Annotated in this window: 9 protein-coding genes; 6 read left to right on the top strand and 3 right to left on the bottom strand. The window is 43.8% G+C overall.

Going from position 1 to position 12,006, the window contains the following annotated elements; genetic code table 11:
• Positions 1 to 353 precede the first annotated feature (353 nt).
• The gene (locus tag PUQ00_RS01985) at positions 354 to 614 is read right to left on the bottom strand and encodes a hypothetical protein (RefSeq protein WP_300412624.1); all 261 of its coding nucleotides are present in this window, start codon (positions 612 to 614) and stop codon (positions 354 to 356) included.
• Between the two features lie 134 nt (positions 615 to 748).
• Here PUQ00_RS01985 and PUQ00_RS01980 point away from each other — a divergent pair, with 134 nt between their 5' ends.
• Both PUQ00_RS01980 and PUQ00_RS01975 read left to right on the top strand, forming a co-directional pair.
• Positions 749 to 1,969: an NB-ARC domain-containing protein gene (locus tag PUQ00_RS01980; RefSeq protein WP_300412622.1), complete on the top strand. Its 1,221-nt coding sequence runs from the start codon at positions 749 to 751 to the stop codon at positions 1,967 to 1,969.
• Between the two features lie 193 nt (positions 1,970 to 2,162).
• Entirely contained in the window at positions 2,163 to 3,281 is a 1,119-nt protein-coding gene (locus tag PUQ00_RS01975; RefSeq protein ID WP_300412620.1) for a tetratricopeptide repeat protein, read from the top strand.
• Between the two features lie 43 nt (positions 3,282 to 3,324).
• On the opposite strand, the gene PUQ00_RS01970 is transcribed toward PUQ00_RS01975, so the two are convergent.
• A complete protein-coding gene (locus PUQ00_RS01970; protein WP_300412618.1) occupies positions 3,325 to 3,588 on the bottom strand; it encodes a hypothetical protein in 264 nt (87 codons plus the stop codon).
• Between the two features lie 176 nt (positions 3,589 to 3,764).
• On the opposite strand from PUQ00_RS01970, the gene PUQ00_RS01965 reads away from it, so the two are divergent.
• The gene (locus PUQ00_RS01965) at positions 3,765 to 5,657 is read left to right on the top strand and encodes a tetratricopeptide repeat protein (RefSeq protein WP_300412616.1); all 1,893 of its coding nucleotides are present in this window, start codon (positions 3,765 to 3,767) and stop codon (positions 5,655 to 5,657) included.
• A 191-nt stretch (positions 5,658 to 5,848) separates the two neighbouring features.
• Here PUQ00_RS01965 and PUQ00_RS01960 read toward each other — a convergent pair whose 3' ends face one another.
• Positions 5,849 to 6,346 carry a pentapeptide repeat-containing protein gene (locus PUQ00_RS01960; RefSeq protein WP_300412614.1) on the bottom strand — a complete coding sequence of 166 codons (498 nt, stop codon included), beginning with the start codon at positions 6,344 to 6,346 and terminating at the stop codon, positions 5,849 to 5,851.
• Between the two features lie 292 nt (positions 6,347 to 6,638).
• Here PUQ00_RS01960 and gcvT point away from each other — a divergent pair, with 292 nt between their 5' ends.
• From gcvT to gcvP, 3 genes are all read left to right on the top strand, one after another.
• On the top strand, positions 6,639 to 7,775 hold the full coding sequence (gene gcvT, locus PUQ00_RS01955; protein ID WP_300412612.1) for a glycine cleavage system aminomethyltransferase GcvT: 1,137 nt from the start codon (positions 6,639 to 6,641) through the stop codon (positions 7,773 to 7,775).
• Between the two features lie 125 nt (positions 7,776 to 7,900).
• Positions 7,901 to 8,290: a glycine cleavage system protein GcvH gene (gene gcvH / locus PUQ00_RS01950; protein ID WP_300412610.1), complete on the top strand. Its 390-nt coding sequence runs from the start codon at positions 7,901 to 7,903 to the stop codon at positions 8,288 to 8,290.
• 197 nt (positions 8,291 to 8,487) lie between these two features.
• A complete protein-coding gene (gene gcvP, locus PUQ00_RS01945) occupies positions 8,488 to 11,403 on the top strand; it encodes an aminomethyl-transferring glycine dehydrogenase (protein WP_300412608.1) in 2,916 nt (971 codons plus the stop codon).
• Positions 11,404 to 12,006 lie beyond the last annotated feature (603 nt).

The following is a 12,006-nucleotide window of genomic DNA, read 5'->3' as shown; positions in this document are numbered from 1 at the left end:
AGGCTCAACATTGGAGTTCAAAGGCTCAACATTGGAGTTCAAAGGCTCAACATTGAGGTTCAAAGGCTCAACATTGAGGTTCAAAGGCTCAACGTTGGAGTTCAAAGGCTCAACGTTGGAGTTCAAAGGTTCAAGTAGCGATGTCTACGACGGGCTACGCCTACGCAGAATTCTTGTTCTCTGATATGCTGAGTTAAATTTGCGGTTAGAAACCGCGTCTACACAGGCAAAACCCACCTCCGTGGGTTTCAAACCTTCAATTTTTCATTAGTCCGCGCAGGCGGACTTCTCTGCGAGACGCTACGCGAACGTTTGTGTAGCCGCGAATTACATTCGCCTTGGCTCTAAATTGACTACTTCTTATTTTTCCTTGTGGATTGTACCATCACAGGCACTAAAGTTTTAACTAAACCGGTAATCGCCACAATCACAGAGGCAATTCCCCCAATCGACAATGAAGTTAAAATTGCCGCCGCGAGGATGATTTCAGTGGGGCTGTATCCATCTCGCATCCAAGTAGATGGGTTCTCTACCGATGTTGGCAAGGTGGGGATTAATTGCGAAGTTTGGGTGGTTTGATTGGAGTTGACTGGAGTTGTTAAGGCAGTTTTCACGGCTGAACCTCTTTTTAATGTTTCTATGCAAATGGTATTTCTGCCAGAAGAAGAAGAGATTCCCTAGAAATGGAGACAAAGTAGACAGAAGGTAGAAATTAAGTAGAATCGAGAAGAAATCTCACAAGCTGTCTATGCAATGGGCTGATTTTCTAGCCAACGAAGCTGCTATTCATAGTTTATCCCCAGAGCAAACGGCAGCTTTTGTAGAGCGATTGAAGACTGAAAACTCAGGGAAGAGTGAGGCAAAACTTGCCAGCGAGTTGAACATCGGTGCGGCTGCTTTCAAAAAGCGGATGACTGAGATTTATGACAAATTCGCCCAGAGTTATCCTGAGTTAGCCAGTTCTGAAAGCCGGGGTAAGCTAGAAAAGTTACGGGCTTGCCTGACAGCGAAATATAATGGCGGGCAAGATGCCCACCCCACAGTTAAGGAGATATATGAAAATATTCCCCCTGCTGTTCCATTTGAAAAATTTGTGGGGCATGAGGCGGAATTACAAAACCTGCACCAGCAATTACAAACATCTCGGCAAGTTGCAATTGCAGCTGTGGCGGGTATGGGTGGAGTAGGCAAAACTGAACTCGCTACCCAATACGCCAAACAGCATTTGGAAAATTATCAAGGCGGGGTTTGCTGGTTATCTGCACAGGGAATTGATGTCGGAATTCAGATTCTCAGATTTGCCCAATTGAAATTTAAACTTATTGCACCGGACGACTGGGAATTAGTAGATAGGCTGAGATACTGCTGGCAAAATTGGCAACAAGGTGAAGTACTGCTGGTGTTTGATGATGTCACCGACTACAAAATACAGGTTCAGCCGTATCTACCCCCGGAATCACCCCAGTTTAAAGTATTGCTGACAACGCGCCTGGGGTTTGATAGAACTTTGCCGCAATTACCTTTGGGTGTTCTCAAACCATTGGCGGCGATGAAATTATTAAAATCGCTGGTTGATAGAGAACGACTGAAAAGCGAACCTTGGGTTGCGAGAAAAATTTGTAAATTTTTGGGATATTTGCCTTTGGCATTAGAGTTGGTGGGGCGATATCTGGATACAATGCCAGATTTGTCTCTGGAAAAACTGCTGAAGCGGCTAGAGAAAAAGCGACTGGAACACGAAGCAATAGCTAAGGCTAACCCATTGATGCGTTATCAATACGGCGTAGCTGAAGCTTTTGCATTGAGTTGGGAACAGTTGGATGAAAATGCACAAGGTGTTGGCTGTTGGCTGAGTTTGTATGCTTTGGCTGACATTCCCTTATATGTAGAAGCGATAGAAGATGACGATGAACAAGAACTCTGGGAGAAAGCTATAGCTGAGTTGCGGAAACTGCATTTAATACAATAGACTTATCCGGAAATGAGAACTTTATTTGGCTGAAACCTAGCTCTGGAGAGGGTTTTAGAGGTTCCTGTTTTATATAAGCTAAAAAGCCAGCTATGTAAGGGTTTCAGCTATTTTGAGGTTTATTTGTGGATAAGTCTAATGGCAAAGTAAAGGAATTTATCAACTACATCCACTGATTCGGCAATTTTTCCAAATGAAGTTGGATGAGTTAAGTAATGCAGATGAGGTAAAAACTGCTTTTGCAGCGCAGATGGTAGAGGTGGCACAGACAATTTCTCAACAGCCTAATCGTGAAGATATTCTCAACCTCACTCTTGCTATTCCCCATATTGCAGAAGTTGCAACCTATCTATCCCAATATCTCAGCGACGAGGATTTAATCAGACCGTTCACAGGTTTAGGCTGGTTTTATCAAGGTCAAGGGCTTTATCAGCAAGCAGAACCTTGGTTGCAGCAGTGTGTAAAAATTGCTGAAAATCGTCTGGGTTTGGAACATTTCGATATTGCCACTAGCCTGAACAATCTGGCAGAACTTTATCGTTATACAGGACGCTACACCGAAGCCGAACCCTTGTATTTGCAAGCTTTAGAACTGAGTAAACACCTGCTGGGAGACAACCATCTTATTGTCGCCACTAGCTTGAACAATCTGGCAGAACTCTACCGTTATACAGGACGCTACACCGAAGCCGAACCCCTGTATTTGCAAGCTTTAGAACTAAGACAACGCCTGCTGGGAGATAACCATCTCGATGTCGCCAATAGCTTGAGCAATTTAGCATTACTTTATAAATCTACAGGACGTTACAGCGAAGCCGAACTGTTTTTACAGCAAGCTTTAGAACTAAAAAAACACCTACTGGGAGATAACCATCTCGATATTGCCATTAACCTGAACAATCTAGCAGGACTCTACTGTTTTACAGGACGCTACAACGAAGCCGAACCGTTGTTTCAGCAAGCTTTAGAACTCAGAAAACGTTTGCTGGGAGATGACCATCCCGATGTCGCTAATAGCTTGAACAATCTCGCAGTACTCTACTGTTCTACAGGATGCCACAGCAAAGCCGAACTCCTGCATCTGCAAGCTTTAGAACTTTGGAAACGCTTGCTGGGAGACAACCATCCTGATGTTGCCACTAGCTTAAACAATCTCGCCGGACTCTACTGTTCTACAGGACGCTTCAGTGAAGGCAAACCCTTATTTGAGCAAGCTTTAGCAATTTGTGAGCGTACTTTAGGTGTAGGTCATCCCGATACAATAATGGTTCGGGGAAGTTATGCAAGGTTTTTAAGAAAAGCATATCGCTAACGATTGCCTCCGGCACGCTACGCGAACGCACCCTTTCACAAAATCATACCAAATGGATGCGACACAACAGTTGTAGTTTAAATTTTAGCAGCGATCGCTCATCAATTCTCACTTCAAATGGCGATCGCTCCCTTTTAATCTCTTTCTCCGTGTCGCGCCACTTGCTACAACGGGGAGCCACTGCGTTGGACGGGTTCCCCGTTGTAGCAAGTGGCGTGGAAACCCCTGCAACGCACTGACTTCTCTGCGCCTCTGCGGTTCGATTCTCATGTTCCCTTCTTAAGTAAGGTGCAACTTCGAGGTTCAAAGGTGTAACTTCCAGATTCAGAGGCTCAACCTCTACCTTCAAAAGCTCAAATAGCGATGTTTAACGGCAACCTATTGTTTGTAAATGTTCCTATGCAGATGGTCTTTCTACGCCCAAGAGGGAAGATTTGCAAATGGAGACAAAGTATAATTAAACATAAACTTTACAAGCTGTTTATGCAATGGGGTAATTTTCTAGCTAAAGAAGCTGCTACTCATGGCTTATCTCTAGAGCAAACGGCAGCTTTTGCAAAGTATTTTAATAATCAAAATTTAGGTAAAAATGATGCTCAACTTGCCAGCGAATTAAATGTTGATGTTGCTGCTTTTAGAAAGTGGATGGGTGAGGTTTATGACAAGTTCGCCCAGAATTATCTTGAGTTAGCTATTTCCAACAATCGCGGCAAAGTAAAAAAGTTACAAGCTTACCTGACAGCGAAATATAATAGCGAATTGGATGTCCTCAAACCATTGGCGGCGATGAAATTATTAAAATCGCTGGTGGTTCGGGAACGACTGCAACAAGAAGCTTGGGTTGCAAGAAGAATTTGTAAATTTTTACGATATTTGCCTTTAGCCTTAGAGTTAGTGGGGCGATATCTGGACAAAATACCAGATTTGTCTCTGGAAACACTGCTGATGCAGCTAGAGAAAAAGCGACTGGAACATGAATCACTAATCAATCCTAACTCATTGATGGATTATGAATCCGGTCTAGCTGAAGCTTTTGAATTGAGTTGGGAATATCTAGATGAGAATGCACAAAACTTTGGCTGTTTGCTAAGTTTGTGTGCATTAACTGACATTCCCTTATCTGTTGAGACCATAGAAGATGAAAAAAAACAAGAACTCAATGAGAAAGCCATAGCCGATTTACTGGAATTGCATTTGCTACAACGGGAAACTAAAGAAATTTTTCGTCTAAATCCACTGATTCGGCAACTTTTCCAAATTAAGTTGGATAAGTCAAGTGAAGCGGATGAAGTAAAAACTAAATTTGCCGCGATGATGCTAGAAATAGCAAAGCTAATTCCGCAACAGCCTAACCCTGAAGATATTCTCAACCTCACTCCACATATCCCGCACATTACAGAAGTTGCAACCCACCTATGGCAGTATCTGGGCGATGAAAATCTAATTATTCTGTTTACCAAATTAGCCTGGTTTTATCAAGGTCAAGGACTTTATCAGCAAGCAGAACCTTGGTTGCAACAGTGTGTAGAACTGACTCAAAATCGTTTTGGTTTAGAACATTCCGATGTCGTTGTTAATCTGAACAATTTAGCAAGACTTTACGAATCTACAGGACGCTACAGCGAAGCTGAACCTTTGTATCAGCAAGCTTTAGAACTCAGAAAACGTTTGCTGGGAGAGAACCATCTTGATGTCGCCACTAGCCTGAATAATTTAGCAAGAATCTACGAATCTACAGGACGCTACAGCGAAGCCGAACCCTTGCTTGAGCAAGCTTTAGAACTGAGAAAACGCTTGCTGGGAGAAGAACATACCGATGTCGCCACTAACCTGAGCTATTTAGCATTAGTCTACGAATCTACAGGACAATATAGCAAAGCCGAACTTTTGTATCAGCAAGCTTTAGAACTGTGGAAACGCCTGGTGGGAAAAGAACATCCCCATGTGGCCACTACCCTGAATAATTTAGCAGCATTGCACTGTTATACAGGACGCTACAAAGAAGCCGAACCTTTGCTTAAGCAAGCATTAAAACTGAGAAAACGCCTGCTGGGAGAAGAACATATCGATGTTGGCACTAGCCTGAACAATTTAGCACAACTCTACGAATCTACAGGACGCTATAACGAAGCCGAACCCTTGTATCAGCAAGCTTTAAAACTGAGTAAACGCTTGCTGGGAGACAACCATCCCGATGTCGCCATTAGCCTGAACAATCTCGCAGCCCTCTACCGTAATACAAGACGCTATAAAAAAGCCAAACCCTTGTTTGAGCAAGCTTTGACAATTTGTGAACGGACTTTAGGTGTAAGTCATCCCACTACTATGACGGTTCGGGCAAATTATGCCAGCTTTTTAAGAGAAACATATCACTAGCGATCGCCTCCGGCACGCTACGCGAACGCACCTTTCTAGCAAGACTACACCATAACCCTTCATTTGTGGAAATCACGAGCATCTCAGTGAAAGCAAATATATCAGATGAGAAACAAGATTCTTGCTCCCTCGGCATCCTCTGCGGTTCAAAAAAACATCCCCCTCTTCACCAGCGAAGAAGGGGTTAGATTCTACTTACATCCTAAAGACTTACGAGTATCAACACCAGTTTTAGAATTCACACCACTTGCCGCAACACAAAGTTTTTTCACTTGTATTCCATCTAAAATTGCATTTGTAAAATCAGCACCTGTGATATCCACGCCATCAAAACTAGAACGCAGCATCATTGCATCGGTCAACACAGCATCACTTAAATCAGCATCCTTAAACCTTGTTAGATAGGCTATGCCTTCACTAAAATCAGCACCATGCAGATTTACTCCCTCCAATACGCTACCGTTAAACACGCCACCACGTAAGTTAGCATTGCTAAAATTAGCATTCTCTAACTTGAGATTAGTAAACTCAGTGCCAATTAAACTTTGACCAGAGTAATCCTTGCCCTTCAATTCATCATTACCCACAGAACGGGTAATACTCGAAGAACTTGCAGCTTGCGCCGATAGGGGAAACAAAAAAAGAACCATAGCTAAGACAAAGCTAGCTAACTGTTGCCAATATTTCATAATCTCTTCTTAATAAATCTCAACACTTCCACCATTAACTATTAAAGCTTACAGAAGGGGACAAGGGAGTGGGGAGTGGGGAGTAGGGAGTGGGGGAGATGAGGGAGATGGGGGGGAGTGAGAATTTTAGATTTTAGATTTTGGATTAAAGAATTGAAATTTAATCCAAAATCTAAAATCCCAAATCCAAAATTGAATTGCCCAATGCCCAAATTCGATATACAAGTCTGTAAAAGCAGAAAGCATCTCTTAGGATGATAGATGTTGAGGTGCGATCGCAAAATAATTACCTGTGGCTAATCAAGAAGACAACGCCCAATCTTTGGCGCGAACCCCTTTATATCAACTAGGTGTAGAACTCAAAGCCCGCCTTACCAGCTTTGGCGGTTGGGAAATGCCCGTCCAATTTAGTGGCATTAGCCGCGAACACGAGGCTGTAAGAAATACAGCCGGAATGTTCGATATTTCCCACATGGGCAAATTTACCCTCCAAGGTAAAAATCTCATTTCCCAACTCCAGCCTCTAGTGCCTTCAGACTTGAGTCGTTTGCAAACCGGTCAAGCACAATACACTGTATTGTTAAATCCCCAAGCCGGAATTATTGACGACATCATTGTCTATTATCAAGGTGAAGACGCCACTGGGACACAAAGAGCATTTATCATAGTTAATGCGGCAACCTCCAGTAAAGATAAAGCATGGCTATTGCAACATCTTGACTTGGATAAACTGCAATTCCAAGACCTTTCACCAGATAAAGTCTTAATTGCTGTGCAAGGGCCAAAAGCGATTAAATATCTCCAGGCATTAGTGCAAGAAGACTTACAACCAATCAAAGCCTTCGGACATTTAGAAGCAACGCTGCTAGGTAAACCTGCTTTCCTCGCCCGCACAGGTTACACCGGCGAAGATGGCTTTGAGGTGATGGTAGATCCAGATGTGGGAGTAGAATTGTGGCAAAGTCTTCATAATGCTGGTGTTATCCCCTGTGGACTCGGTGCGAGAGACACCTTGCGGCTAGAAGCGGCAATGGCACTTTACGGACAAGATATCGATGACACCACCACACCCTTAGAAGCAGGTTTGGGATGGCTAGTTCACTTAGATACCAAAGGCGATTTTATTGGTCGGGAAATTTTAGCACAGCAAAAAGCTGTTGGAGTGCAGCGCCGATTGGTAGGTTTGCAAACCGCAGGACGTAACATTGCCCGTCACGGCTATCAAGTGTTATCCGCAGGTAAAATTGTGGGAGAAGTTACCAGTGGCACTCTGTCGCCCACACTTGGTTATCCCATTGCCTTAGCCTACGTTTCCACCCAGTTAGCAACTGTCACTCAGCAGGTAGAAGTTGAAATTCGCGGTAAAGCTTATCCAGCAGTTGTAGTTAAACGTCCCTTTTATCGGTCAAAAAATCGTGTCACCAACTGATAAGCGCCAAGGTTTTTGAGGAATAATGTGTTGTAAGTTACTCAATCTACAGTAAGGTTTATTACCAGATATGGGTTGGATGACTATTGGGGTAATAATTTTTTTGATAAGGGAGAGGAAGTGATATGTCTTTTGAATACCCTCAAGATTTCAGATACCTGGATTCTCATGAATATGTGCGACTAGATGGCGAAATTGGCACCATTGGCATTACTGAATTTGCCGTACATGAATTGGGTGATATCGTCTTTTTGGAACTGCCAGAAATTGGCGACGCTCTTATCAGAGGAGAAAACTTTGGCACAATTGAATCAGTGAAAGCCGTTGAAGAACTGAATTCACCTGTGACAGGCACAGTTATAGAACGCAATGAAGCCTTAATTAATTCTCCTGAAGAAGTATCAGAAGACCCCTATGGCGAAGGGTGGTTTTTGAAAGTGCGTGTCAATGACCCTGGCGAAGTTGAGGATGCCTTGACAGCAGATGAGTATCGCGCCCTGGTAGAAGGGGAGTAGGGAGTAGGGAGTAGGGAGTAGGCGATGAGGGGGACAAGTTAAAATTTTCTCCCTCATCTCCTTCGTCTCTCCCATTTCCCTCATCTCCCACTCTGCCCAAAGATAAGTCATGAAATTTAGATGAACTGAAAAGTTACATCTACTTATTATGAGTATTTATTGCAAAATATGAAATAGTACCATCTGGAGAGTAATTTGTGGTATTAAACGCCCCTATTCTCAAGTCTAATCAGCAGCAAGTGCTGGACGAAAAAAGTCAAAAGTTAAGTAGTTTTGCGCCAAGACACATTGGCCCTAACTCTGATGACATCCAGCAAATGCTTAAGGTTTTGGGGTTTCCCAGCTTGGATGCCCTAATCGACCAAACAGTCCCACAGACAATTCGGCTGAAGCAACCTCTAAAGTTACCAGAAGCAGAAAGTGAGTACGCAGCACTGGCATCGTTAAAAAAAGTTGCTGCCAAAAATCAGGTTTTCCGCTCATACATTGGTATGGGATATTACGACAGTATTACCCCACCAGTGATTGGACGCAACATCCTAGAAAACCCCGGTTGGTATACTGCCTATACTCCTTATCAGCCAGAAATTGCCCAAGGGCGACTAGAAGCGCTGCTAAATTTCCAAACCCTGATTATCGACTTAACAGGTTTGGAAATCGCCAATGCCTCGTTACTCGATGAAGCCACAGCAGCAGCTGAAGCGATGAGCCTAAGCTATGGTGTTTGTAAAAATCAGGCAAATGCCTATTTCGTCTCTAGTGATTGCCATCCCCAAACTATCGATGTGTTGCAAACACGGGCTAAACCATTAGGGATTAAGATCATTGTCGGCGATCATCAAACATTTGATTTTGATCAACCAATTTTTGGGGCTGTTCTGCAATATCCTGCAAGTGATGGCACCATTTACGACTACCGCGCTTTTATAGAAAAAGCCCATGCTAAGGGTGCATTGGTAACGGTAGCAGCAGATCCTTTAAGTTTAACTTTGCTGACCCCTCCTGGGGAATTTGGCGCTGATATTGCTGTCGGCAGCACCCAGCGTTTTGGTATTCCGTTGGGGTTTGGGGGGCCTCATGCGGCATACTTTGCGACGAAGGAAGAGTATAAGCGGCTGGTTCCAGGACGAATTGTCGGAGTATCAAAAGATGCCCAAGGTAAGCTTGCATTGCGTCTGGCTTTGCAAACCCGCGAACAGCACATCCGCCGCGAAAAAGCTACTAGTAATATCTGTACTGCACAGGTGCTACTGGCGGTAATGGCGAGTATGTACGCGGTGTATCATGGCCCGACTGGACTAAAGCAAATTGCGGAAAATATCCACTCTTTGACGGTGTTACTAGCAGCAGGACTGAAGCGTTTGGGTTACAGCATCAGTTCCAAAGATTTCTTTGATACGCTGCGAGTAGAACTGGGAAGACGCAATTTAAAAGATATCCTAGCAGCTAGCGAACAACTTCAAATTAACCTGCGGGTTTTTGATGCAACTGCTGTTGGTATCTCGCTGGACGAAACAACTACACCAGAAGACTTAATCGACCTCTGGCAGATTTTTGCTGGTACAGATGATTTACCGTTCACTTTAGAAGAATTAACTTGTCCGTCTCTTCCCCATCTCTCTCTCTCCCGTACAAGTACATATCTCACCCACCCAGTTTTTAACCGCTATCACTCAGAAACTGAGTTGTTGCGCTATCTGCACAAGCTGGAAAGCAAGGACTTGTCGCTAACTACATCGATGATTCCTTTGGGGTCATGCACAATGAAGTTGAATGCGACTGCTGAGATGATTCCGGTAACTTGGGAGGAATTTGGCAAGATTCATCCATTTGCCCCGGTGTCGCAAACGCAAGGTTATCAAATTCTGTTTGAGCAACTTGAGGCATGGTTAAGTGAAATTACTGGTTTTGCCGGAATTTCTCTGCAACCAAATGCTGGTTCTCAGGGTGAATATGCCGGACTTTTAGTGATTCGCCAATATCACGAAAATCGGGGTGAAGCACACCGTAATGTTTGTTTGATTCCCTCTTCCGCACACGGAACAAACCCTGCAAGTGCGGTGATGTGCGGAATGAAGGTGGTGGCAGTTGCCTGTGACTCACAAGGTAATATTGACGTTGCTGACCTGAAGGCTAAGGCAGAAAAACACAGCAATAAACTCGCTGCCTTAATGGTGACATATCCCTCAACTCACGGTGTTTTTGAGGAGCCAATTCAGGAAATCTGCGCTGTTGTCCATAGTCACGGTGGACAAGTCTACATGGATGGGGCAAATATGAATGCCCAAGTGGGAATTTGCCGTCCTGGGGATATTGGCGCGGATGTGTGTCATTTGAATCTACACAAAACCTTCTGTATTCCTCATGGTGGCGGTGGCCCTGGTATGGGGCCCATTGGCGTAGCCTCTCATTTAGTGCCATTTCTCCCTGGACACCCTGTTGTCACTATCAACAACTCAACTCAGCACTCACAAATTGGTGCGGTTGCTGCTGCGCCTTGGGGTAGTGCTAGTATTTTGGTGATTTCTTGGATGTACATTGCGATGATGGGTGCAGCAGGTTTAACCCAAGCAACTAAGGTGGCAATTCTCAACGCTAACTACATCGCCAAGAAACTGGAATCGTACTATCCGGTTTTGTATCAGGGGAAAAATGGTCTAGTTGCCCATGAATGTATTTTAGATTTACGATCGCTCAAAAAATCGGCTGCGATCGAAATCGATGATGTTGCCAAGCGGCTTATAGATTATGGTTTCCATGCACCGACTGTCTCTTGGCCCGTAGCAGGTACAATCATGGTGGAACCTACAGAAAGTGAATCTAAGCAAGAGTTGGATCGTTTCTGTAATGCGTTGATTTCTATTCGCCAAGAAATCGGGGAAATAGAAGTTGGCAAGGTGGATATCCAAGATAATGTTTTGAAGAACGCACCCCACACCGCCGAAAGTCTCATCGTCGGAGAATGGCAGCATCCTTATTCTCGTGAACAAGCTGCTTATCCTGCGCCTTGGACTCGTGAACATAAGTTTTGGCCGGCTGTCGGTCGCATTGATTCAGCCTTTGGCGACAGGAATTTTGTTTGTTCTTGTCTGCCAATGGATGCTTATTCGTAGTACTTCAGCGCCAACCGCCTTTCTGTTTACAGAGAGGCGGCTACTATTAAGAGTTTCGGAATAATGGTATGAATTTTGTCTTATCTCAACACGCAAAGATGAAAACATTGCTTTATTAATACCAATTCTCCACGAAGATGGACATAATATTTATTAAACGAACCACAAAAAAGGGGTAACGCGGTCTTCTCCCAACGCGTAGCATCTCGTAGAGAAAAAGAAATGCCAAGGGCGAGGGCGATAGCCCAGCGTTAGCGAGTCGGGGTTTTCCCATCAGTGACTGCCGTCGCAAAGGACGCAAAAAAATAGATAAGTTAAGTAATTATTCAGTGCTAGTTTACAGATAATTGGTATAAAGTTTTAGAATTATCGAGAAAATTTTACCTATCTACGGAATTTAGGATATATGGTGCGATACGCATTAAATAAGAACCGTATTCTTGTTGATGCTCTCTACGATAAGGATGAGACTTTCACATGTATATTCTGCAACCGCCCACTTTTCTATAAAAAAGCACACCATAAAATACGCAAAGAAACATCATTCTGGGTTTGTGGACATTTCTTTCATAACGTCAACACAGAAGAAGAAATTCTTATTGA

This window comes from Nostoc sp. S13 (genome assembly GCF_029379315.1).
In the GTDB taxonomy this organism is placed as follows: Bacteria; Cyanobacteriota; Cyanobacteriia; order Cyanobacteriales; family Nostocaceae; genus Nostoc.
Note: the sequence above shows the minus strand (reverse complement) of the source record. Positions and strands in the feature narration are given on the sequence as shown.

Coding starts and splice junctions, on each gene's coding strand:
- gcvH (WP_300412610.1), top strand. CDS start 7,901: ATGTCTTTTGAATACCCTCAAGATTTCAGATACCTGGATTCTCATGAA.
- PUQ00_RS01965 (WP_300412616.1), top strand. CDS start 3,765: ATGCAATGGGGTAATTTTCTAGCTAAAGAAGCTGCTACTCATGGCTTA.
- PUQ00_RS01960 (WP_300412614.1), bottom strand. CDS start 6,346: ATGAAATATTGGCAACAGTTAGCTAGCTTTGTCTTAGCTATGGTTCTT.
- PUQ00_RS01980 (WP_300412622.1), top strand. CDS start 749: ATGCAATGGGCTGATTTTCTAGCCAACGAAGCTGCTATTCATAGTTTA.
- PUQ00_RS01975 (WP_300412620.1), top strand. CDS start 2,163: ATGAAGTTGGATGAGTTAAGTAATGCAGATGAGGTAAAAACTGCTTTT.